The following is a 21,701-nucleotide window of genomic DNA, read 5'->3' on the forward strand; positions in this document are numbered from 1 at the left end:
CCCACCATGGGATTGCTCGATTCGGTACTCGGACAAGTGCTCGGCGGCGCGCAGCCCCAGCAACCCCAGAACGGAGGCTTGGACGGCCTCGATGCGCTCGGCGGCGGTCTTGCGGGCGCGCTCGGCGGGCTGCTCGCCGACAACGGCGAAGTAGGTGGGCTCGGCGGGCTGGTCTCCAGGTTCGAACAGGCTGGCATGGGCGCCGTGATCGGCTCGTGGATCGGCAAGGGCGAGAACCAGCCGGTCTCGGGCGGGCAACTGCAGGACGCGCTGGGCGGCGACGTCATTTCCGGCCTCGCGCAGAAGCTTGGCCTCAACGCCGCCACGCTGCTGCCGATGCTGGCCACGCTGCTGCCCATGCTGGTCGACCGCCTCACGCCCAATGGCCAGGCGCCGGCGGAAGGCCTGGGCAACCAGGACGAGCTGCTGTCCTCGCTCAGCAGCCTGCTGCATAAGGGCTGAGCTCGCCTTCTCGATGAATCGCAATCTCTGGCTGCTGGCCGTCTGCCAGGGCTTGTTCCTGACGAACAACGTCGCCTTCATCGCAATCAACGGGCTGGTCGGCCTGGCGCTGGCGCCGCGCGGCTGGATGGCCACGCTGCCGGTGATGGGCTATGTGATCGGCGGCGCGCTCGCCACCGGCGTGGTGGCGCGCACGCAGCAGCGCTTCGGGCGACGCCGCTCCTTCCAGATCGGACTGGCGGTGGCCCTGGGCTCGGCGCTGCTGTGCGCCCAGGCCGCGCTCTGGAAGGACTTCTGGCTCCTGTGCGCGGCCACGGTGGTGGCCGGCTACTACAACGCGAATGCCAGCCTCTATCGCTTCGCCGCCGCCGAGCTCGCAGCTCCCGCATGGCGCGAGAAGGCGGTGTCGCTGGTGATGGCGGGCGGGCTGATCGGTGCCGTGGCGGGGCCCAACCTCGCGGCGGTCACACGCAACTGGTTCGCGGTGCCGTTCGCGGGCGTGTATCTCGCACTGGCCGCCGTGGCGCTGCTCGCGATGGTCCTGATGCACTTCATCGACTTTCCCGCCCCGCCCGCCAGAAGCGCGGCGGCGCGCGGCCGCCCGCTCGGCGAGATCGTGCGCCAGCCGGTGTTCATCGTCGCCGCCATGGCGGGCGCGCTCGGCTTCGGCGTGATGAACCTGCTGATGGCCGCCACGCCGATCGCGATGCAGGTCTGCAGCCTGCCCTTCGACGACGTGGCGCTGGTGCTCGAATGGCATGTGATCGGCATGTTCGCACCGGGCTTCTTCACCGGCCACCTGATCCGCCGCTTCGGCGCGCTGCCGGTGATGGGCGTGGGCCTGCTGCTCAACCTGGCCTGCATCGTGGTCGCGCTGTCCGGCGTGGAGCTGCACCAGTTCCTCGCCGCGCTCTTCCTGCTGGGCGTGGGCTGGAACTTCCTCTTCACCGGCAGCACGACCCTGTCGCTCTCGGCATACACGGCCGAGGAGAAGGATCGCGCGCAAGGCGCACTCAACTTCTGCGTGTTCGCGACGCTGGCGCTGAGCTCCTTCGCCTCCGGGGTGCTGATCACGACGCAGGGCTGGCGGCTGCTGAACCTCGGCTCGCTGCTGCCGGTGTTGCTGACCGGCGCGGCGCTGCTGTGGCTGGCGCACAGGCGGCGCGCGGCCGCAGCGGCTTAGGCCGGCGGGAAGCGGACATCGAGCCAGCGCGCGAGCACCTCGAAGACGGGCTCGGCGTCCAGCTCATTGAAGATCTCGTGATACAGCGCCGGAAAGGAGGTGGCGCTCAGCACCGCGGTCGGCGCCGCATCCGCGAAGCGGCGGCTGCCAGCCGGGTTCACCAGCCGATCGTCGCCGGCGTAGACCAACAAGGTAGGTACCGTCCACCGGGGCGCCGCGGCCTGCACGATGGCACCTTCATCAGTCAGGAAACGCGCCAGCCGCGCACCGACACGGTCGTGGCACAACGGGTCCGCGCGGTAGCCTTGCACCACCGCCGGATCGTGCGAGAGGTAGCGGTCGTCGAGCCCGTTGCCCATGCGCAGCGTGGGCGCGGCGCGTGACAGCAGGGCGACAAGGAATTTCTGGAACGCGCTGAGCCCCGGGTCCAACCCCGGCGACGAGAGCACCAGCGCATCGACCTTGCGCACCGCACGCGCGACGAAGCTCGCCGCGACCAGCCCGCCGAGGCTGTGGCCCAGCAGGACCAGCGGCAGCCCGGGATGGACTCGCCGCGTATCGTCGACCACCAGCGCGAGGTCATCGACCAGTCGCATGACGCTGGGCAGGCCGCCGCGCACGCCGCTGGATGCGCCGTGACCGTAGTGATCGGCGGCGCGCACGACGAAGCCTTCGACGTTGAGCCGGGCCGCGACGTGACGATAGCGGCCCGCATGCTCGCCGATGCCATGCACCAGCAGGACAACTGCCCTGGCGTCACGGCGGCACGCCAGCGGCCATTCATGCAGCGCCAGCGTCTCGCCGTCCGGCGTGCGCAGCGCCGATTCGGCCGCAGGCCCGGGCCCGGGCTTCAAGCAGCGGCAGCCTGGGCGACCGGCAGCGCGGCAATCACCTCCGCCACGGCGGCGGTCAGCTTCTTGGCATAGGGCACGTGCAGGAACTCGTTGGGCCCGTGCGCATTGCTCTTGGGGCCGAGCACGCCGCAGACCATCATCTGGGCTTTGGGGAAGCCGACGCTGAGCATGTTCATCAGCGGAATGGTGCCGCCCTGGCCGATGTAGCCGCAGCTCGCGCCGAAGTGCGCCTGCGACGCCGCATGGAGCGCGCGCTCGAACCAGGGCGCGGTCGAAGGCGCGTTCCATCCCGTCGCGCCGCCGTTGCTCTCGAAGGTGACCTTGGCCTGGTAGGGCGCGTTGTCTTCCAGCAGGGTCTTGAGTTCCTGCACGGCCCGGGCGGCATCGACCAACGGCGGCAGACGCAGCGATAGCTTGAACGCCGTGTAGGGGCGCAGCACGTTGCCCGCGTCCCGCAAGGCCGGGAAGCCCTCGGCACCGGTGACCGAGAGCGTGGGCTTCCAGGTGCGATTGATCAGCGCTTCCACCGGGTCGCTGGTGGTCGGCAGCGCGAACGCGGTCGCACCGCCGCAGTCGTAGTGCGCCCATGGGAAGCGCTTGTAGACCTCGTCGCCCAGGATCGCGGCGGTGGCCTTGGCCTGCTCGAGGCGATCGGCCGGAAGCTCGCAGTGGAAGCTCTGGGGCAGCAGGCGGCCGGTCTTGCTGTCCTCGAGGCGGTCCAGCACCTGGCGCATGATGCGGAAGCTCGAGGGCACGAGGCCGGAGGCGTCGCCGGAGTGCACGCCTTCGGTCAGGACCTCGACCTTCAGCGTCCCGCTCGCCATTCCGCGCAGCGAGGTGGTGAGCCACAACTGCTCGTAGTTGCCGGCGCCCGAGTCGAGGCAGATCACGAGGCCGACTTCGCCGAGCCGCGGTCGCAGCGCGTCGATGTAGGGCAGCAGGTCGTAGGAGCCGGACTCCTCGCAGGTCTCGATCAGGCCGACCACGCGCGGATGCGCCGCACCTTGCGCCTTCAGCGCCTGCAACGCGGCGACGCTCGCGTACACCGCGTAGCCGTCATCGGCGCCGCCGCGGCCGTAGAGCAGGCCATCCTCGTACTTGGGCGTCCACGGGCCGAGGTCGCTGCGCCAGCCGGTGAACTCGGGCTGCTTGTCGAGGTGCCCGTACATCAGCACGGTCTCCTTCATGTCGGTGCCGGTGGCAGGCACCTCGAAGAAGAGCACCGGCGTGCGCCCTTCGAGCCGCACGATCTCCAGCTTGAGACCCTCGACCTTCTGCGCCTCGACCCACTGGGCCGCGTTGCGCAGCACGGTGTCGAGGAAACCGTTCTGCACCCAGTCCTTGTCGAAGCCGGGCGACTTGGCCGGGATGGCGATGTAGTCGGTGAGCTGGCGGACGATGTCCTGGTCCCACTTCGTCGAGACATCGGACAGGACGCGCTCGGCGTCGAGCAGGCCCGAAGGCATTTCGCGGTGCAAGGGGGCGTTCATGGGGTTCTCCGCGTATGGGAACTGGCAAGGGGGCTCGCGAATTATGGGCGCATGCCGCCCGCCGCGCAGCCCTTTGGGCTAATCTCTGCCGCCTTCGCAGTGGCATCCCGATCGGAGGCAAATTTGAGCAGCAGCACGAACAAGCGCATTCGCGTCGGCATCGGCGGTTGGACCTACGAACCCTGGCGCAACAACTTCTATCCCGAGGGGCTGCCGCACAGCCAGGAGCTGCACTACGCCAGCCGGCAGCTCACGGCCATCGAGGTCAACGGCACCTACTACAGCAGCTTCAAGCCGCCGACCTTCAAGAAATGGCACGACGAGACGCCGGAGGACTTCGTGTTCTCGCTGAAGGCCTCGCGCTACGCGACCAACCGCAAGCAGCTGGCGGCCGCAGGGGAGTCGGTCTCGCGCTTCGTCGAGAGCGGGATCACGGAGCTGGGCGACAAGCTGGGCCCGATCGTCTGGCAGTTCATGCCGACCAAGGCCTTCGATGCCGAGGACTTCGAGGCTTTTCTCGCGCTGCTGCCGAAGAAGGAGGGCAGCCGTTCGCTGCGCCACGTGCTGGACGTGCGGCACCCGAGCTTCATGTCGCCGGCGTACCTGGCGCTGGCGCGCAAATACCAGGCCGCGACGGTGTTCACCGACGCGGACAAGTTCCCGTCCTTTGCCGACCTGACGAGTGACTTCGTCTATGCGCGGCTGATGATGAGCGACGCCCAGCAGAAGACCGGCTATGCGCCCAAGGCGCTCGATGCCTGGGCCGAGGCGGCAAGGACCTGGGCCGGCGGCGGCCATCCGGAGGCGCTGCCCTGCGTCGAGGAGCGCGCGAAAGGCACGAAGAGCACGAAGGCCTCGCGCGACGTCTTCATCTACTTCATCAACGGCGCAAAAGAAAAGGCACCGGCGGCTGCCGGTGCCTTGATCCAACGCCTGAGCTGAGCTGAGGCCGCGGCCTCAGGCAGCGGCCTGCAGCGCCGGCTTGCTGCCACTGCTGCTGGTGCCGGTGGCGGCACCGAAGCTGATCTCGCCGGAGAGCTGGCCGCCTTCCTCGACGACGATCTTGCCGTAGCGGATCTTGCCGGTGACCTTGCCCGTGGAATGGATGACGAGCTTTTCGCGAACCGTCAGGTTGCCGTCGAAGAGACCGCGGATCTCCGCGATGTCGATCTCGGCCGAGCCCTTGAAGGCGCCTTGCTCGGCGATCTGCATCACGCGGGAGTCCATCGTCGCCTCGACCAGGCCTTCGACCACAAGGGTGTCGCAGTCCGTGATCTCGACGCCCTTGAGCTTGATGTTGGGGCCGACGGTGAGCTTGCTGCCACCTTCCTTCGCTGCCGCGCTTGTCGCCGACTGTGCCGACAGGTTGGCCGGGGTCACGGGCGCACCCGACAGGTTGGTGCCGGAGCCCACCAGCGGCGCGGGACGAGAGACGAGGGGTTCGGGTTCGCGATCACGCTTGCCGAAGAAGGGGGACTGTGTGGCCAATGGGAAGCTCCTCAAAAGGGCTCATCGTAAGAACGCGCTCCGAACTCTCGGCACTTCATTGCGCAAGAAGCGTAACTGAATACGTCTCGAATGGCCACCCCTGGGAACTTTCGTCTGCGTTGGCGCGCATCGACAATGGCCGGACCCCTGACTTCACGTGATCGAACAATGCTGGCAACCCATTCACCCGCAGTCCCGGCCGCCGAGCCGCTCGACCGCGACGCGCGTTTCGGCAAGCCCGCGCACGGCTGGCGGCGCACGCTCTTCTCGGTGATCTTCGAGTCCGAATCGCCGGCAGGCCGGCTCTTCGACCTGGTGTTGATTGCGGTGATCCTGACGAGCGTGACGGTGGTGATCCTCGACAGCGTCATGGCGGTCAGGGAGCGCGCGGGGCACGTGTTCGGCGTGCTCGAATGGGTCTTTACCGCGCTCTTTGCGCTGGAGTACCTCGGGCGGCTCGCCTGCGTGCAGAAGCCCTTGCGCTACGCCACGAGCTTCTACGGCGTGATCGACCTGCTGGCGGTGCTGCCCACCTTCCTGGTCGCGCTCGCACCCGAGTTCGCCTACCTGATCGATGTGCGCATCCTGCGGCTCCTGCGCGTGTTCCGGATCTTCAAGTTGTCGCGCTACTCGGTCGAATATCGCGCGCTGGTAAGCGCGGTTGCGGCCAGTCGCCGCAAGATCACCGTCTTCGTCGGCTTCGTGATCCTGGTGGTGCTGGTGATGGGCACGCTGATGTACGTGGTCGAAGGCCCAGCGCATGGATTCACCAGCATTCCTGTCGCGGTGTACTGGGCGATCTCGACCATGGCGACGGTAGGCTTCGGCGACCTGGTGCCGAAGACCGATCTCGGCCGCGCCATTGCCTCCGTGATGATGCTGATCGGCTGGGGCGTGCTCGCCGTCCCGACCGGCATCGTGACGGCCGAGATGGCGCGCCGCGGACCTGAGGAAGGGCCGGTGCCGGTCGCGCCGCGCGGCGTGTTCTCGCTGGCGGTGCCCGAGACCGCGGCTCCGCGGCGGCGGCTCACGCCGGCTGCCAGGCGGCGCGCCCTTGCGCAGCATCGTCGATCGCAGCGATGAAGCCGGCCGCGGCGGGCTCGGGCAAGCTCAGAGAGAAATGCACCAGGCTTTCGTGGCGCACCTCGCGCAGCGTGGCGCCCGCTGTCGCCATCTCGCGGCGCACGAGGCCCTCGAACGCATAGGGAACGGCGCATTGCAGGTGGCGCTGCTTCACCAGCGGCACCAGCGTCGCGCCGGCCAGGGCCTGCGCGATGCTGTCGGTGTAGGCGCGCACCAGTCCACCGGCACCGAGCTTGACCCCGCCGAAGTAGCGCACGACGCTGGCGAGCACGCCCTCGAGGTCATGGTGCCGCAGCACTTCCAGCATGGGACGGCCGGCCGTGCCGCCGGGCTCGCCGTCGTCGTTGGCGGCCGATTGCCCGCCGGCCATCAGCGCCCAGCACACGTGGGCCGCGCCGGGATGCGCGCTGCGCAGTGCACCGACGACGGCCTGCGCGGCCGCCCGATCGGCCACCGGCTGCACGCAGCCGATGAAGCGGCTCTTCCTCGTCAGGAGTTCGCTGTGCGACGGGGCGGCGAGGGTGAAGCGCATCTGTTGCCGGCGCCAGGGCGAGGGTTCAGCGCTCGCGCTCGAACTTGAAGACCGCCGTCGCGGCACGCGCGTTCGGCAGCCAGCGCACCTCGGCGCCTTCCTGCAGGCCGAAGGCGTCGAGCATGCGCAGGTGGTTTCTGCGCGCGAGTACTTCGAAGTCCTTGAAGGTGCCGACACGGATGTTGGGCGTGTCGTACCACTGGTAAGGCAGGCGCCGCGTCACCGGCATGCGGCCACGCAAGATGCTGATGCGGTTGGGCCAGTGCGCGAAGTTGGGAAAGGCAACGATGCCGATGCGGCCCACGCGCGCCGTCTCGCGCAGCATCACCTCGGCGTTGCGAAGATGCTGCAGCGTGTCGATCTGCAGCACGACGTCGAAGGAAGCGTCGTCGAACATCGCAAGGCCTTCGTCGAGGTTGAGCTGGATCACATCGACGCCGTGGCGGATGCATTGCAGCACATTGCCGTCCGCGATCTCGACGCCATAGCCGCTGCAGCCGCGCTCGCGCTGCAGCAGGTCGAGCAAGGCGCCGTCGCCGCAGCCGAGGTCGAGCACGCGGGAGCCTTCGGGCACGAGCCGTGCGATCACGCGCTGGGTGTCCATGTCGCTCATAAGGCAACCTCCGCCGAGCGGGCTGCGGTGCCATGAGCCTTCGATGCCGTGCAGCTCATGTCGACAGATCCTCCTTGGCGATGCGTTCGAAGTAGGAGCGCACGACGCTCAGGTAACGAACGTCGTCGAGCAGGAAGGCGTCGTGCCCGTGCGGGGCATCGATCTCCGCGTAGCTCACGCTGCGGCGGTTGTCGAGCAGGGCCTTCACGATCTCGCGGCTGCGCGCGGGCGCGAAGCGCCAATCGGTCGTGAAGCTCACGAGCAGGAAGCGGGCGGTGGCGGGCGCCAGCGCGGCACGCAGGTCGCCGCCATGCGCGCGGGCGGGATCGAAGTAGTCGAGGGCGCGCGTGATCAGCAGGTAGGTGTTGGCGTCGAAGTACTCGCTGAACTTGTCGCCGTTGTAGCGCAGGTAGCTTTCGATCTGGAACTCGACCTCCTGGGTGGAGTAGAGGAAGTCCGTACCGGCCACCTCGCCCTCGACGGCACTACGCAGCGCGCGGCCGAACTTCTCGTTCATCAGGTCGTCGCTCTGGTACGTGATGTGGCCGATCATGCGGGCGATGCGCAGGCCGCGCTTGGGGATGACGCCGTGCTCGTAGAAATGGCCACCGTTGAAGTCGGGGTCGGTCACGATGGCGCGGCGGGCGACCTCGTTGAAGGCGATGTTCTGCGCAGTCAGGCTGGGCGCACTGGCGATCACGACCGCATGGCGCACGCGCCCAGGGTACTGCAGCGTCCACGACAGCGCCTGCATGCCGCCCAGGCTGCCGCCCATCACCGCGGCCAACGTATCGATGCCGAGCGCGTCGAGCAGGAGGGCCTGCGCGCGCACCCAGTCCTCGACAGTCACCACGGGGAAATCGGCACCGTAGATGCGCCCGGTCGCGGGATCGACGTGCATCGGGCCGGTGGAGCCGAAACAGGAGCCGAGGTTGTTGACGCCGATCACGAAGAAGCGATCGGTGTCCACCGGCTTGCCCGGGCCGATCATGTTGTCCCACCAGCCCTCGGACCTGTCCTGCCCCGCATACACCCCCGCGACGTGGTGCGAGGCGTTCAGCGCATGGCACACCAGGACCGCGTTGTTGCGTTTTGCGTTGAGCGTGCCGTAGGTTTCGTAGGCCAGGCTGTAGTCGGCGATGCTCGCTCCGCTGCTGAGCGGCAGCGGGCCCGGGAAAGACATGGATTGCGGAGAAACGACCAAGGACATGGAAAAGAAAAACCCGGCCTCGCCAAAAACGAGCCGGGTCGGGCATCCGTCTTTAGCAGCATTTGTTAAGCGCCCGCAAGCTGGAGCAAATCGGCGCGTCGGGAGAGTATATGCCGCTCAACCCCAGCCGATCAACGCGCCCACGCCGAGGAGGAGGAACAGCGCCGCGGAGACGCCGTGCACCAGCTTGATGGGCACGCGCTTCACGATGCGTTCGCCCAACCAGACCACCGGTGCGTTGGCCAGCATCATGCCCAGGGTGGTGCCGAGTACGACCCAGGCATAGGCGTCTACATAGCGCGCGGCAAGCATGACGGTGGCGATCTGCGTCTTGTCGCCCATCTCTGCAAGAAAGAAGGCGATCAGCGTGGTGCCGAAGACGCCGAAGCGCGATGCCTTCGGCAGCTCGTCGTCATCGAGCTTGTCGGGAATCAGCATCCACAGTGCCATCGCGATGAAGGAGCCTCCCAGGATCCAGCGCAGCAAATCGGCCCCCAGCGTATGGGTGACCCAGTTGCCCACCGCGCCGGCGAGCGCGTGGTTGACGACCGTGGCGGCAAAGATGCCCAGCACGATCGGCCACGGCCGGCGAAAGCGCGCGGCGAGCACAAGGGAGAGCAACTGGGTTTTGTCGCCCATTTCGGCGAGCGCGACCACGCCGGTCGCGACGAGAAAAGCTTCCATGAGAAAGGGATTCCTTGGGCCGAAGGACGCAATTGACCGTGCAGCACCTTCGGCCACATCCGAAGCTGCACGGTCAAAGGTCTCGCCAGGTTGAACACTGTCTGCGCCATGTCCGGCCCGGGCCGGACAAGTCTGTTGACGCACACCCTTCTCGCGATGGAAGGCGGCTACTCCCCAATGACCAGGCGATTCTAGCCATGCGCATGCGCTGCTTTGTGAGCGTGCGCAAACTTTCCATTTATTTTTCGCGGGGGCGGCGCTGCGGGCAAATTCCTACTTGCGCGCCAATCATTTCACCCATAATGCACGAGCCTCTCACTTAAGTTCTAGGGGGAGCGGCGATTCGGTGATCGGTCAGTTTCGCGCGGCCCAGCGGCTTTTTCGTGGGTGGTGCTCCCGGGACTCCATCGCTTTTTCTTTGTGTTTATTAGGAGTCCCTTCATGGGCAACAAACTGTACGTCGGCAACCTGCCCTATTCGGCACGCGACGGTGATCTGGAGCACGCCTTCAGCCAGTTCGGCACGGTGACCAGCGCCAAGGTCATGATGGAGCGCGACTCCAGCCCGCCTCGTTCCAAGGGTTTCGGCTTTGTTGAAATGGGCAGCGACGCGGAAGCGCAAGCGGCCATCAAGGGCATGAACGGCCAGGACATGGGCGGCCGCAGCGTCGTCGTCAACGAGGCGCGTCCCATGGAAGCGCGCCCGCCGCGCAGTGGCGGCTACGGTGGTGGCGGCGGCTATGGCGGTGGCGGTGGTGGTGGTGGCGGCTACGGTGGTGGCGGCGGTGGCCGCAGCGGCGGTGGCGGCTATGGTGGCGGCGGCGGCGGCCGCAGTGGCGGCGGCTACGGTGGTGGTGGCGGTGGTGGCGATGGCGGTTTCCGCAGCCCCTACGGCGCTGGCCCGCGCGGCGGCGGTCGCGGCGGCTATGGTGGCGGTGGCGGCGGCGGCAACAGCGGCTACTGATCAGGCCCTGCACTTATCAGGAATGGCTCCCTCGGGAGCCTTTTTCGTTTGAGGGCCGCAGTCCGCTCCTCAGAGTCGGCCAGACTCAATCGTTGCGCCGCCTCTTCCGCCCGCGGCCCTGGACGGCGAGATCGAACAGGCCGTTGGGCAACAGCCGCATGAGCTTGGCCACCACGCCCATCTGCCACGGAATCACACGGTAGCTGGCGCCCGCCTCGATCGCGCGGAAGGCGCGATCGGCAAACGCCTCGGGCTGCAGCAGGAAAGGCATGCCGTAGCGGTTGCCCCGGGTGAGCGGCGTATCAACGTAGCCGGGCAGCAGCGTCACCACCTTGACGCCACTGGCGCGCAGCTCGCCGCGCAGGCTCTCGCAATAGGCCACCACGCCCGCCTTGCTGGCACAGTAGGCCCCATGGCCGGGCAGGCCCCGGATGGCCGCAACGCTTGCGATGCCCACCAGGCGGCCGCTGCCGCGCGCACGCATGGCCGCGACGAAAGGATGGAAGGTGGCGGCCAAGCCGACGTTGTTGACGGCCAGCGTTTCGGCCAACACATCGAGGTCGCGGCGGTCTTCGGTATCGATGCCGACGCTGATGCCAGCATTCGCGATCACCACATCGGGCACGCCCTGGCGCCCGAGACAGGCGGCACCGGCCGCCACGATGCTGTCGATCTGCGCCACGTCGGCGCCGTAGACCTCGATATCGCCCGCGCCGATGCCGCGCGAGGCGGCCCAGGCCTCGATCTCGGCGGCCCGCCGCGCTACCAGCGCCAGCCTGTAGCCTGCCTCGTGGAAGCGCGCCGCCAGCGCCTGGCCGATTCCGCTCGACGCTCCGGTGATGAAGGCCAGCGGCTTCAACGCTTGGCCCCAGGCGTGGAAGGCATGAGCAGGCCACGCACGCGGCCCCGAAGGTTTGCGACCCCCGTGAGGTTGTCGTAGTCCATCGAGTCGGCGGTGAACCGGTCGGAGCCGCGGATCAGCGTGACCGGCTTGTGCGACTTGACCCGCTCGGTGTCGAGGAAGGCGTGCAGGAATTCGCCGCGGAACTCCAGCCGGGGCACGGGCTTGCCGTCCGCCGTGGTGGCGGCTTCCCGCACCACGATCGCGTTGCCGAAGAGCTGGATCTCGCTGCCATCGGCATTCGACAGCCCCCGATTGGCAGTGGCGCGCGTGGTCAGGCCCTCGGGCGACACGGAGCGCACGCGCACCTGGTCGACCTCCATCGTGTCCGTGTCAGGGTAGTGCCGGCCCTCGGTGCCGAACAGCTCGCTGCGCAGCTCGCCGCTGGGCAGGAAGTTCTTGATCACGAAGTCGCGCATGAAATAGTCGGGCTCGTGCCTCGGCGCCTCCTTGGGCACGGGCTCGAGCAGCTTCGGCGCGTTGCGCACCAGCCAGTAGGTGCCCAGCGCGAGCATGGCCGTCAGGATGATCGGCAGGTAGATCGTCACCCTGTCGAAGGTGTCGCGCAGCAGGTTCCAGGCCGCCTTCGCCCTCATGCAGCCGGGCCTCGCGCAATGTCCAGCAGGCGGCGGTAGTGGCCGCCGGCCGTGAGCAGCAGATCGCAGAATTCGCGCGCCGCGCCCTCTCCGCCGCGGGCCGAGGTCACATGATGCGCGACCGCACGAACTTCGGCATGCGCGTTGGCGGGCGCCGCAGCAAAGGCGACGCGCGTGAGCACGGGCAGATCCGGCCAATCGTCGCCGATGGCGGCGGCCTGCGTCCATTCAAGCCCCAGCAGCGCGAGAATGGCCTGCGCGGCCGGCAGCTTGTCCTCGGTGCCGTAGCGCACATGCTCGATGCCCAAGGCCTGCAGCCGCAGGCGCAGCGGCTTCGAGTCCCGGCCCGTGATCACCGCCGGCGCGATGCCCGCCAGGCGCAGCAGCTTGAGGCCATAGCCGTCAAGGATGCTGAAGCGCTTGAGGGTCTCGCCGTGCTCGCTGAAATAGACCCCGCCATCCGTCAGCACGCCGTCGACATCGAAGAAGGCGACACGGATGTCCTGGGCGGCGAGCAAGGTCTCCGCCTTGAATGCGAGAGTCATCAGATGACTTTCGCGCGCATCAGGTCGTTGATGCTGAGCGCACCGATCAGCAAGCCCGCCGCATCGGTCACCAACACGCTGGTGATCCTGTGCTGCTCCATTAGCTCGGCGGCCTCCGCCGCCAGCGCATCGGAGCGCAGCGTGCGCGGACCGGCGTGCATCACGTCGACCGCGGTCAGGGCGCGCAGGTCCGCGCCGGTCTCGATCTGGCGGCGCAGGTCGCCGTCGGTGAAGATGCCGATCGCGCGGCCCTCGCGATCGACGATCGCAGTGGCGCCCAGGCCTTTCGAGCTCATCTCGCGCATCAGCTCGCTGAAGCTGGCGTCGGGGCCCACCCGCGGCACCGCGTCGCCGGAACGCATGACGTCGCTGACATGGGTGAGCAGCTTGCGCCCCAGGGCGCCGCCGGGATGCGAGCGCGCGAAGTCCTCGGTGCCGAAGCCGCGTGCATCGAGCAGCGCGACCGCGAGAGCGTCGCCCATGGCCATCTGCGCGGTGGTGCTGGCGGTAGGCGCGAGGTTGAGCGGACAGGCCTCTTTCTCGACGCCGCTGTCGAGCACGAGGTCGGCATGGCGGGCGAGCGTGGAGTCGCCACGGCCGGTGATGGCGATCAGCGGCACGCCCTGCCGCTTGACGACCGGCAGGATGACCGTGAGTTCGTCGACCTCGCCGCTGTTGGAGATGGCGAGCACCAGGTCGACCGGCTTGATCATGCCGAGGTCGCCATGGCTGGCCTCGGCCGGATGCACGAACATCGCGGGCGTGCCGGTGGATGCGAGCGTGGCCGCGATCTTGCGGCCCACATGGCCGCTCTTGCCCATGCCCATGACGACGACGCGGCCGCGCACCTCCAGGATCGTCTGCACGGCGTGCACGAAGCTCGCGCCGATGCGCTCCTTGAGGCCGAGAACGGCCGCGGCTTCGATGTCGAAGGTCGTGCGGGCCCGCGCGAGCATCGCGTCGGCGGAGGCCTCAAGGGCCGGATCTGGGCTGGAGCGCATCGCGGGATTTTATCGGCCGCGCATGAGCCCCGCCCGGCCGCCCGAAAGGGCTCGCACCGCAGCCGAAGGCGAAGGTACTCCAGTAACGCTGCCGCGACGGGGATTCCATTCAGTAGCATCGGCCCATGTCCTCCTTCGATCTCACGCTGATGTATCTGCTCGCCGCAGTGATCGGCGTGGTCGCCTGCCGCTTCCTCCGGCTGCCGCCGATGCTGGGCTACCTGGGGGCGGGCGTGCTCATCGGGCCGCATGCGCTGTCCCTGGCCGAGGACGCCGAGGGCATCCGGCACCTGGGCGAATTCGGCGTCGTCTTCCTGATGTTCGTGATCGGGCTGGAGTTCAGCCTGCCCAAGTTGCGCGCCATGCGCAAGCACGTGTTCGGCCTGGGACTGCTGCAGGTCATGCTGACCATGGCAATCGCGACCCTCGGCGCCCTGCTGATAGCTTCGTGGCTCCCGCCGGCCTGGCGGCTGGGCTGGCAGACCGCGCTTGCGCTGTCCGGCGCACTCACCATGAGCAGCACCGCGATCGTCGTGAAGCTGATGGCCGAGCGCCTGGAACTCGAGAGCGAGCACGGCAAGCGGGTCATGGGCGTGCTGCTGTTCCAGGATCTGGCCGTGGTGCCGCTGCTGGTTCTGATCCCGGCGCTGGGCGCGCCGCCGGAGGCGATGCTGAAAGCGCTGGCCATCGCCTGGCTGAAAGCCAGCTTCCTGGTGGCCGTGCTGCTCTATGGCGGACCGCGGGTGATGCGCTGGTGGCTGACCCTGGTGGCGCGCCGGCGCAGCGAGGAGCTCTTCATGCTCAACCTGCTGCTGGTCACGCTCGGCCTGGCCTGGCTGACGGAGCTCGCGGGGCTGAGCCTGGCGCTCGGTGCCTTCGTGGCCGGGATGCTGGTCTCGGAGACCGAGTTCAAGCACCAGGTCGAGACCGACATCCGGCCCTTCCACGACCTGCTGCTGGGGCTCTTCTTCATCTCGATCGGGATGTCGCTCGACTGGCACATCGTGGTCGAGCGCTGGGCGCTGGTGGGTATCCTGCTGCTGCTGCCGCTGACCTTCAAGCTGGTGCTGGTCACGCTGTTGGCGCGCCTGCTCGGAGCGACAGCCGGCGTGTCGCTGCGCACCGGGCTGTACCTGGCGCAGGCGGGGGAGTTCGGCTTCGTGCTGCTGAGTCTTGCGCAGGGCCGGGATCTGCTGCCGGCCTGGCTGGCGAACCCCGTACTCGCCTCGATGGTGCTGTCGATGCTTGCGACGCCCTTCATCGTCATGTACAGCGACCGCATCGTGCGCAGGCTGGTGGCCAGCGATTGGCTGCAGCAGTCGCTGCAGATGACCTCGATCGCGCGCAAGACCATCAACACCGCCCAGCACGTGATCATCTGCGGCTACGGGCGCTGCGGGCAGAACCTGGCGCGCATGCTGGAGCGCGAGGGCATCCCCTACCTTGCGCTGGACCTGGACCCCGACCGCGTGCACCAGGCAGCCGCGGCAGGCGACTCTGTGGTGTTCGGGGATGCGGCGCGGCTGCAGGCGCTGATGGCGGCCGGCCTGGCGCGCGCCAGCGCGGTGGTCGTGACTTACCTCGACACCCCCGGCGCGCTGAAGGTGCTGGCCAACACGCGGGCGCATGCGCCTCAGGTGCCGGTGATCGTGCGCACGAAGGACGACCGCGAGTTGGAGAAGTTGCAGGCCGCCGGCGCCACGGAGGTGGTGCCGGAGGCGATCGAAGCCTCGCTGATGCTGGCCAGCCACGCGCTGGCGCTGGTCGGCGTGCCTATGCGGCGGGTGATCCGCGTGGTGCAGGACCAGCGGGACGCCCGCTACAACCTGCTGCGCGGCTACTTCCATGGCGCCGACGATGACAACGCCGACGAGCACGACCATGAGCGCCTCAACACCTTCACCCTCACGGCCGACGCCCGGGCGGTGGGCCGGCTGCTGGACCAGCGGGCGCTGGAGGCAGTGGGCGTGCGGGTGGCGAGCCTGCGCCGGCGCAACGGCAAGGCGGAGACGGTGGGCGACGATGTCATGCTGGCGGACGGCGACACGCTGGTCCTGTCTGGCCGGCCCGGCGCGCTCGCCATTGCCATCGAGCAGTTGCAGAAGGGCTGAGCGCGTCTCCCGTGGTCTCGGGAGACATGAACGAACCCGGCGCGGGCACGACGGGTTCGTTGCACCTTCTCAGTTGGCGAGGCTCGGATTGCGCTTCTCTGCGTCGACCTGCTGCTGACGCCGCACCGCATCGCACTGGGTATGGCTCCCGTACTCGGCCTTGGCGCACTGCGCCGCCATGCAGCGGGCGCGGCCGAAGAACCCCTGGCCGGCGCATGCCACATCCGGACTGGGCGGAGCGACCGGTTCGACCGGTATTGGCGCCATGGCAACGACTGGGGGCAGCGGCGCCGGCGGGGCTGCCGGGGCCGGCGCCGCCGGTGCAGGCTTGCGTGGCTTGGGCGCGGCGGCGACCGCGGGCCTCACCGGAGCTTCGGCCTTGGCGCGCCGTGGGGGCGGGGCGGGTGACTCGGCCATGGCGGTGGGCGGCGAGGCCGGGGTTGGCTCTTCAACTGCTGCGTTCTGCACAGGAGGCGGTGGCGGCGTCGGCTCGGGTGCAGGAGCGGGTGGGGGAGCAGTTGGCGCTGCTTCGGGCACGGAAGCAGGCGGCGCCACGGCGACCGGCGCCGCAGGGATCTGGCTCACGGCCGGCGTCGCAGCACCGCGCCGGCTATGCACGAACCCGCCGCCCGCAGCGAGCACGACAAGCAGCAGGGCCAGGACACCCCATCGCGCCGTAGATCGGCGCGGCGCAGCGGGGGCGGGGAGTACGGCGGCCCGCGATGCCGCCTTGGGGGTGGGGGTGTGAACCGCGGATGGCGGCGGGACCGGCGCAGCGCTGTGCGGCACCGGAGGTGGCGGGGCCGGCGACCGGCTGAGCACCACGGTCTTTTCATCCGCGGGGGAAGACCTTGTTTGCGGGCTTTCGAGCAGCGGCGTAGGCTCCGTGATCGGCCATCCCTCCGTCGCAAGCCTTGGGTCCGTCGCGGCTGGCGCAGGCGCCAGCCGATGGCCGCAGCCTCTGCAGAATCTGGCGCCATCCCGGTTTTTCGCCCCGCAGGACGCGCACTCCACACCCATCTTGGAAGCCCTCGACTTGTACGTACCATGTTCCAAGCAGCGGGAGATGGCGATCGATGCACTCGTCAGGCCGAGAGCCTCAGGTCACCGCCACGCGCTTGGGCTTGTTGACCATTCTCTTCGCAATCACCGCGCCCAAGCCCATCGTGAGCTCCAGCGCCAGCGCTGGTTGGCGGTTGGACATCTCGGCGAAGCGGATGGCCGTCAACCGCCAGACGCGCGCCGCGCCCGTTGCCACCACGTTCGCCGAACGCGGCAGCCTGGAGAAGAACGACCCTTCGCCCACCACCGAACCGGGATTGAGGATCGCAAGCCGCATCTGCCCCTGGCTGCCGATCAGGTGAACGCTCAGCGCGCCGCGCTCGATGAAGAAGAGCGTGCGGTCGTTGGCGCCCTGGTCGATGAGCACCTGCCCGGCATTGAGGTCGTAGGGCTGCAAGTAGCCCGCGAGCGTCTCCCACTGCTGGGCATTGAAGGCCGGAACGAATGCGTCGTAGCTGGTGTTCTGTGCGACGGCGCGGCAAAGATCCTGGATGCTCGATGACATGTTGATTCACCTGCTGTGGGTGCCGGAGCGCAGTATGGACGATTGTGGCAAATTGCAGTGACACAAGTCACGAGTGCTAACTCTTTCTGTCTACTTTCCGATACAGAATCGCGAAAAAATCACGCCCAGCAGGTCATCGGCGCCGAACTCGCCGGTGATTTCGTTCAGTGCGTTCTGCGCCAGACGCAACTCCTCAGCGACCAGCTCCAGTGACGCTGCGCCAGCCGCCAGATGCTCGGCGGCCCGTGCAAGATGCTCCTCGACGCGCGACAGCGCCTGCACATGGCGCGCCCGTGCCAAATAGACGCCCTCCGGCACGGCCTGCCACCCGGCCACCTCAAGCAGGCGCTGCCGCAGTGCCTCGATGCCGAAGCCGGTCTTCGCGGACAGGCTGATCCCCGTGGCCGGTGCCGCCGACGGCGCTGCATCCTGCTTGCTCCAGACATCGAGCACCGGCGCGCCGGCGGCCAGCTTCTCGCTGAGAAGGCGCAGGATGCCGGCGTCGGCCTCCGCATAGTCGGCCCGGCCCGAACGCGTCAGGTCGTGCAGGAACAGCACAGCGTCGGCGCCTTCGATCTGCCCCCAGGCGCGCGCCACCCCGATCTGCTCCACCAGGTCGCTACTGTCGCGCAAGCCGGCGGTGTCGACCACGTGCAGAGGCACGCCCTGGATCTGGATGGTTTGCGAGACCACGTCGCGCGTGGTGCCCGGGATCGGGCTGACGATGGCAAGCTCGGCGCCGGCCAGGGCGTTGAGCAGCGAGCTCTTGCCCGCATTGGGCTGACCGGCGATCACGACCTTGATCCCTTCGCGCAGCAGTGCGCCCTGGCGCGCGCGCTGCTGGACCGCGCCCAGCTGTGCCTGGAGGGCGGCGAGCTGGCCCTCGGCATCGGCCTTCTGGAGAAAGTCGATCTCCTCCTCCGGGAAGTCCAGCGTCGCCTCGACCAGCATGCGCAGGTGGATCAGGGCATCGCGCAGGGTGTGGATTTCCTGCGAGAAGGCGCCCGACAGCGAACGCCCGGCGCTGCGCGCGGCCGCCTCGGTGCTGGCGTCTATCAGGTCGGCGATGGCCTCGGCCTGGGCCAGGTCGATCTTGCCGTTGAGGAATGCGCGCCGGCTGAACTCCCCCGGCTCGGCCACGCGCAAACCGGGAAGGCGAGGCCGACCGGTGGTTGCGTCGACGTCGGCGGCGGCTTCCAGGCAACGAGCCAGCAGCAATTGCAGCACCACCGTACCGCCGTGCGCCTGCAGTTCGAGCACGTCTTCGCCGGTGTAGGAATGCGGCGCCGGGAAGTGGATGGCCAGGCCATGATCGATGGCGCCGCCACTGGCATCGCGAAAGGGCAGGTAGGTGGCCTCGCGCGGCTTGAGGCTGCGCCCGCAGATCGCGGCGATCAAGGGCGCCAGCCGAGCGCCTGACACGCGCACGATCCCGACTGCGCCGCGGCCAGAGGCCGTGGCGATGGCGACGATCGGGTCATTGGTCCGCGCCAACATGGGTTGGATGATGCTTCAATGAGAAGGGCCGCATTGTGCGGCCCTGCTTGAGTTCGCTTCGCTCGCGCGCTATTTGCCGAGCACGCCGAGGCGCTTGTTGATGAACCATTGCTGCGCGATGGACAGCACGTTGTTCGTGATCCAGTACAGCACCAGGCCGGCCGGGAAGAAGATGAACATCACGCTGAAGGCCAGCGGCATGATCCACATCAGCTTGGCCTGCATCGGGTCCGGCGGCGTGGGGTTCAGCCAGGTCTGGAACAGCGAGGTCGCCGTCATCACGATCGGCAGGATGAACCAGGGGTCCGGGGCCGAGAGATCCTTGATCCACCCGATCCAGGGCGCATGGCGCATCTCGACCGAGGACAGCAGTACCCAGTACAGCGCGATGAACACCGGGATCTGGATCACGATCGGGAAGCAACCACCCATCGGGTTGACCTTTTCCTCGCGGTAGATGCGCATCATCTCCTGCTGCATCTCCTGCGGCTTGTCCTTGAGCCGCTCGCGCATCTCCATCACCTTGGGATTGATGGCCTTCATCTTCGCCATGCTGGCGTAGGCCTTGGCGTTGAGCCAGTAGAACGCGGCCTTCAGCAGCACCACAAGCGCGACGATGGCCCAACCCCAGTTCCCCAGCATGGTGTGCAGCTTGTCGAGCAGCCAGTAGAGCGGCTTGGAGATGATGGTGAAGATGCCGTAGTCCTTGACCAGCTCGAGCCCGGGCGCCACGGCCTCCAGTGTCTTCTCGGCCTGCGGGCCGACGAAGAACTCGGCGTCGATCGCCTTGGATGCGCCGGGTTCCACCGGCCCCGCCGGCGTGATCATGCCGACCGCGTAGAGGTTGGTGTCGACCTTGCGCGCGAACAGGTCGCGCGGGATGCCGTCCTTCAGCAACCAGGCGCTCGCGAAGTAGTGCTGCACCATCGCGACATAGCCGTTGGTCGCTTCCTTGACGAAGTCGGCCTTGTTGTTCTCGATGTCCTTGAACTCGATCTTCTGGTACTTCTTGGCCTCGGTGTAGACCGCCGGGCCCGTGAAGGTGGAGTAGAAGGAGGATTCGCCAGGCGGCTTGTTGCCGTCGCGCACGATCTGCAGGTAGACCTGCGGCGAAACCGGCGCCGTGCCGGTGTTGACGATCTCGTGGCGCACTCGCATGTCATAGCCGCCGCGTTTGAGCGTCCAGGTCTTGACCAGCTTGACGCCGCCCAGATCGGCCGATTCGAAGCGCAGCACCAGCTCGTTGGCCCCGTCCTTGAGCGTACGCTCGCCGCTGACGCTCATCGGCGTCTTGTGCGTCGGGAAGTTTCCGCCGATCAGGCCGGTCTGGGCCACGTAGTAGCGGTTGGGGCTCTGGTCGAGCAGGACGAAAGGCTTGTCCTTCTCCGTCAGGTCGTCATGCTGGATGAATTCGCTTTGCACCAGCGAGCCGCCCTCGGTGTCGAAGGTCAGCTTGAGCACATCCGTGGTGACGACCACACGCTCACTCGCGGTGGGTGCCGTCGTCTTGCCGTCGGGCACGGTCGCAGCGCCGCTCGCGCCGGCCGGGGTTGTGTTCGTGGCCTGTGGCACCGCGCTCGAGGCTGCACCAGGCGCCGCAGGCGCTGACGCAGGCGCCGTGGCGGTCGCGTGCGGCTTGGTCGACGGCAGGAAGGTGGGATTGCGGCCGTTGAAAACCTGCCACTGGTCCCACAACAGTACCAGCGAGAAACCAAAAACCACCCACAGAATGGTGCGGCGAATATCGTTCATGAAGAAGACTTCTTGTCGTCGGAGAACAGAGAGGAGAACAGCGCGCGGGAATCGCGGTCACCGGGCTCCTTCCTCGGGGGAACTGGATCGTGGCCGCCCTGGCACCACGGCTGGCAGCGGGCGAGACGGCGCAGGGTGAGATAGCTGCCGGCCGCCGCGCCATGGCGCTCGAGCGCCTCGATGGCGTAGACGGAGCAGGTGGGCTCGAAGCGGCACCCTTGGCCGAGCCAGGGGCTCAGCAGCAGGCGGTAGCCCTTCACCAGGCCGATCAGCAGGGCTTTCATGGTGCGCGCACGGCAGCGGCCCGCTCCAGCAGCTGCTGGAGCTCGGCACGAACGGCGGCGTTGAGCTTGTCGGAACTCGCGCTTTGGAATTCCTTGCGGTCGAAGCCCGCACGCAGGCGAACCACGTGCGCGGCGGGCGGCAGTGAACACTCCGCAGCCGTGCTCATGCGATAGACCTGGCGCTTGATGGCGTTGCGCGTGACCGCGCGGCGCGCCCAGCGCTTGGGCACCATCGCGCCGACCCACACGTCCTGAGTGGCGAACAGCGGCGTGGGGCCATGCTGCGCATCGAGCGCGCAACGGTGCAATGCGAAATGGGTGGTGCGCGCCACGGTAGCACCTGCGAGGACGGCCTGGAATTGCGCGCGGGTCTTGAGCCGCTGCATGGAAGCCAACCGCGATGCGCCGGCAGTCGATGGCGGCGGCTGTACGACTGGCAACAGAGCCGACGGCGCCTTAGACGGCGAGGCGCTTGCGGCCCTTGGCGCGGCGTGCGTTGATCACGGCGCGGCCGCCGCGGGTCTTCATGCGGACCAGGAAACCGTGGGTACGGGCGCGGCGGACTTTGGATGCTTGGTAGGTGCGTTTCATAATTTGATTTCCTGATGGACCCGGAAGGCTTGGCGGCCACCGGGTTCTGCTGCCAATTGGCGGGAATACCGGCTGAATACCCCGAAACACACAAAGAGGTTTTCAGGGAAACCGGCGATTATCGCAAACATTCGATCTCGCAACAATCGACAGCCGCGCGGCAGCAGATTCGCCGGAGCAGAAAGCCATGTGGATAAGGTTTTGACAAGTTAGAATCGAAGGCCCATCCCAGGGGCGACTATCCACAAGCAGAACGACAAATGACAGAGGGATCCTCCACCTTTCCGACCCCCC

At 67.8% G+C, this 21,701-nt stretch carries 24 protein-coding genes, 1 pseudogene and 1 riboswitch; of the genes and pseudogenes, 6 read left to right on the plus strand and 19 right to left on the minus strand.

Annotation, left to right across the window (positions count from 1 at the left end):
* Positions 1 to 6 precede the first annotated feature (6 nt).
* Positions 7 to 462 (plus strand): YidB family protein, encoded by a 456-nt coding sequence (locus tag E5P3_RS30815; protein WP_162589430.1) that lies wholly within the window; start codon positions 7 to 9, stop codon positions 460 to 462.
* 13 nt (positions 463 to 475) lie between these two features.
* Positions 476 to 1,645: an MFS transporter gene (locus E5P3_RS30820; RefSeq protein ID WP_162589431.1), complete on the plus strand. Its 1,170-nt coding sequence runs from the start codon at positions 476 to 478 to the stop codon at positions 1,643 to 1,645.
* Here the strand turns inward: E5P3_RS30820 and E5P3_RS30825 are convergent.
* On the minus strand, positions 1,642 to 2,499 hold the full coding sequence (locus tag E5P3_RS30825) for an alpha/beta hydrolase (RefSeq protein WP_162589432.1): 858 nt from the start codon (positions 2,497 to 2,499) through the stop codon (positions 1,642 to 1,644). The two genes, E5P3_RS30820 and E5P3_RS30825, sit on opposite strands and share 4 nt — an antisense overlap.
* Positions 2,496 to 3,989: a M20 family metallopeptidase gene (locus E5P3_RS30830; RefSeq protein ID WP_162589433.1), complete on the minus strand. Its 1,494-nt coding sequence runs from the start codon at positions 3,987 to 3,989 to the stop codon at positions 2,496 to 2,498. The genes E5P3_RS30825 and E5P3_RS30830 overlap by 4 nt, the downstream gene beginning before the upstream one ends.
* 51 nt (positions 3,990 to 4,040) lie before the next feature.
* Between E5P3_RS30830 and E5P3_RS30835 the strand changes: the two genes are divergently transcribed.
* Positions 4,041 to 4,931 (plus strand): DUF72 domain-containing protein, encoded by an 891-nt coding sequence (locus tag E5P3_RS30835; protein ID WP_174263117.1) that lies wholly within the window; start codon positions 4,041 to 4,043, stop codon positions 4,929 to 4,931.
* A 15-nt stretch (positions 4,932 to 4,946) separates the two neighbouring features.
* Here E5P3_RS30835 and E5P3_RS30840 read toward each other — a convergent pair whose 3' ends face one another.
* Entirely contained in the window at positions 4,947 to 5,477 is a 531-nt protein-coding gene (locus tag E5P3_RS30840) for a bactofilin family protein (RefSeq protein ID WP_162589435.1), read from the minus strand.
* 168 nt (positions 5,478 to 5,645) lie between these two features.
* On the opposite strand from E5P3_RS30840, the gene E5P3_RS30845 reads away from it, so the two are divergent.
* On the plus strand, positions 5,646 to 6,560 hold the full coding sequence (locus E5P3_RS30845) for an ion transporter (protein ID WP_162589436.1): 915 nt from the start codon (positions 5,646 to 5,648) through the stop codon (positions 6,558 to 6,560).
* On the opposite strand, the gene E5P3_RS30850 is transcribed toward E5P3_RS30845, so the two are convergent.
* The 4 genes from E5P3_RS30850 to E5P3_RS30865 all read right to left on the minus strand — a co-directional run bounded on the left by E5P3_RS30850 (position 6,505) and on the right by E5P3_RS30865 (position 9,599).
* Entirely contained in the window at positions 6,505 to 7,092 is a 588-nt protein-coding gene (locus E5P3_RS30850; RefSeq protein ID WP_162589437.1) for an IMPACT family protein, read from the minus strand. The two genes, E5P3_RS30845 and E5P3_RS30850, sit on opposite strands and share 56 nt — an antisense overlap.
* Positions 7,093 to 7,117: 25 nt before the next feature.
* Positions 7,118 to 7,705 (minus strand): methionine biosynthesis protein MetW, encoded by a 588-nt coding sequence (gene metW, locus E5P3_RS30855; protein WP_162589438.1) that lies wholly within the window; start codon positions 7,703 to 7,705, stop codon positions 7,118 to 7,120.
* Between the two features lie 55 nt (positions 7,706 to 7,760).
* Positions 7,761 to 8,915, minus strand: a complete 1,155-nt coding sequence (metX, locus tag E5P3_RS30860) for a homoserine O-succinyltransferase MetX (protein ID WP_162589439.1) — start codon at positions 8,913 to 8,915, stop codon at positions 7,761 to 7,763.
* Between the two features lie 117 nt (positions 8,916 to 9,032).
* The gene (locus E5P3_RS30865; RefSeq protein ID WP_162589440.1) at positions 9,033 to 9,599 is read right to left on the minus strand and encodes a TMEM165/GDT1 family protein; all 567 of its coding nucleotides are present in this window, start codon (positions 9,597 to 9,599) and stop codon (positions 9,033 to 9,035) included.
* A 5-nt stretch (positions 9,600 to 9,604) separates the two neighbouring features.
* A riboswitch (yybP-ykoY riboswitch) is annotated at positions 9,605 to 9,787 on the minus strand.
* 253 nt (positions 9,788 to 10,040) lie between these two features.
* Between E5P3_RS30865 and E5P3_RS30870 the strand changes: the two genes are divergently transcribed.
* Complete coding sequence (locus tag E5P3_RS30870) at positions 10,041 to 10,562, plus strand: RNA recognition motif domain-containing protein (protein WP_162589441.1); 522 nt, start codon at positions 10,041 to 10,043, stop codon at positions 10,560 to 10,562.
* Positions 10,563 to 10,647: 85 nt separating this feature from the next.
* On the opposite strand, the gene E5P3_RS30875 is transcribed toward E5P3_RS30870, so the two are convergent.
* The 4 genes from E5P3_RS30875 to E5P3_RS30890 are packed head-to-tail and all read right to left on the minus strand — an operon-like array spanning position 10,648 to position 13,605.
* Positions 10,648 to 11,421: an SDR family oxidoreductase gene (locus tag E5P3_RS30875; RefSeq protein ID WP_162589442.1), complete on the minus strand. Its 774-nt coding sequence runs from the start codon at positions 11,419 to 11,421 to the stop codon at positions 10,648 to 10,650.
* A complete protein-coding gene (gene lptC, locus E5P3_RS30880) occupies positions 11,418 to 12,059 on the minus strand; it encodes an LPS export ABC transporter periplasmic protein LptC (RefSeq protein WP_162589443.1) in 642 nt (213 codons plus the stop codon). Before lptC ends, E5P3_RS30875 begins: the two co-directional genes overlap by 4 nt.
* A complete protein-coding gene (locus tag E5P3_RS30885) occupies positions 12,056 to 12,604 on the minus strand; it encodes a KdsC family phosphatase (RefSeq protein ID WP_162589444.1) in 549 nt (182 codons plus the stop codon). The genes lptC and E5P3_RS30885 overlap by 4 nt, the downstream gene beginning before the upstream one ends.
* A complete protein-coding gene (locus tag E5P3_RS30890) occupies positions 12,604 to 13,605 on the minus strand; it encodes a KpsF/GutQ family sugar-phosphate isomerase (RefSeq protein WP_162589445.1) in 1,002 nt (333 codons plus the stop codon). The genes E5P3_RS30885 and E5P3_RS30890 overlap by 1 nt, the downstream gene beginning before the upstream one ends.
* 125 nt (positions 13,606 to 13,730) lie before the next feature.
* On the opposite strand from E5P3_RS30890, the gene E5P3_RS30895 reads away from it, so the two are divergent.
* Positions 13,731 to 15,716 carry a cation:proton antiporter gene (locus E5P3_RS30895; protein ID WP_162589446.1) on the plus strand — a complete coding sequence of 662 codons (1,986 nt, stop codon included), beginning with the start codon at positions 13,731 to 13,733 and terminating at the stop codon, positions 15,714 to 15,716.
* A gap of 69 nt (positions 15,717 to 15,785) precedes the next feature.
* Here the strand turns inward: E5P3_RS30895 and E5P3_RS35935 are convergent, their stop codons facing one another.
* The 8 genes and pseudogenes from E5P3_RS35935 to rpmH form a co-directional block, all read right to left on the minus strand.
* The gene (locus E5P3_RS35935) at positions 15,786 to 16,301 is read right to left on the minus strand and encodes a hypothetical protein (RefSeq protein ID WP_232073399.1); all 516 of its coding nucleotides are present in this window, start codon (positions 16,299 to 16,301) and stop codon (positions 15,786 to 15,788) included.
* 363 nt (positions 16,302 to 16,664) lie between these two features.
* Positions 16,665 to 16,736: pseudogene (locus tag E5P3_RS36535) on the minus strand (DUF7577 domain-containing protein); the annotation flags it as partial.
* A 79-nt stretch (positions 16,737 to 16,815) separates the two neighbouring features.
* Positions 16,816 to 17,283, minus strand: a complete 468-nt coding sequence (locus tag E5P3_RS30905) for a Crp/Fnr family transcriptional regulator (protein ID WP_162589448.1) — start codon at positions 17,281 to 17,283, stop codon at positions 16,816 to 16,818.
* 90 nt (positions 17,284 to 17,373) lie between these two features.
* The gene (gene mnmE / locus E5P3_RS30910) at positions 17,374 to 18,780 is read right to left on the minus strand and encodes a tRNA uridine-5-carboxymethylaminomethyl(34) synthesis GTPase MnmE (protein WP_162589449.1); all 1,407 of its coding nucleotides are present in this window, start codon (positions 18,778 to 18,780) and stop codon (positions 17,374 to 17,376) included.
* Positions 18,781 to 18,849: 69 nt separating this feature from the next.
* Positions 18,850 to 20,532: a membrane protein insertase YidC gene (gene yidC, locus E5P3_RS30915; protein ID WP_162589450.1), complete on the minus strand. Its 1,683-nt coding sequence runs from the start codon at positions 20,530 to 20,532 to the stop codon at positions 18,850 to 18,852.
* On the minus strand, positions 20,529 to 20,816 hold the full coding sequence (yidD, locus tag E5P3_RS30920; protein WP_162589451.1) for a membrane protein insertion efficiency factor YidD: 288 nt from the start codon (positions 20,814 to 20,816) through the stop codon (positions 20,529 to 20,531). The genes yidC and yidD overlap by 4 nt, the downstream gene beginning before the upstream one ends.
* Positions 20,813 to 21,202 (minus strand): ribonuclease P protein component, encoded by a 390-nt coding sequence (locus E5P3_RS30925; protein ID WP_162589452.1) that lies wholly within the window; start codon positions 21,200 to 21,202, stop codon positions 20,813 to 20,815. The genes yidD and E5P3_RS30925 overlap by 4 nt, the downstream gene beginning before the upstream one ends.
* Positions 21,203 to 21,272: 70 nt before the next feature.
* Positions 21,273 to 21,407, minus strand: coding sequence for a 50S ribosomal protein L34 (rpmH, locus tag E5P3_RS30930; protein WP_007834827.1), 135 nt, complete (start codon positions 21,405 to 21,407; stop codon positions 21,273 to 21,275).
* Positions 21,408 to 21,701 lie beyond the last annotated feature (294 nt).

Origin of the sequence: Variovorax sp. RA8, assembly GCF_901827175.1 — a bacterium.
GTDB lineage: Bacteria > Pseudomonadota > Gammaproteobacteria > Burkholderiales > Burkholderiaceae_C > Variovorax.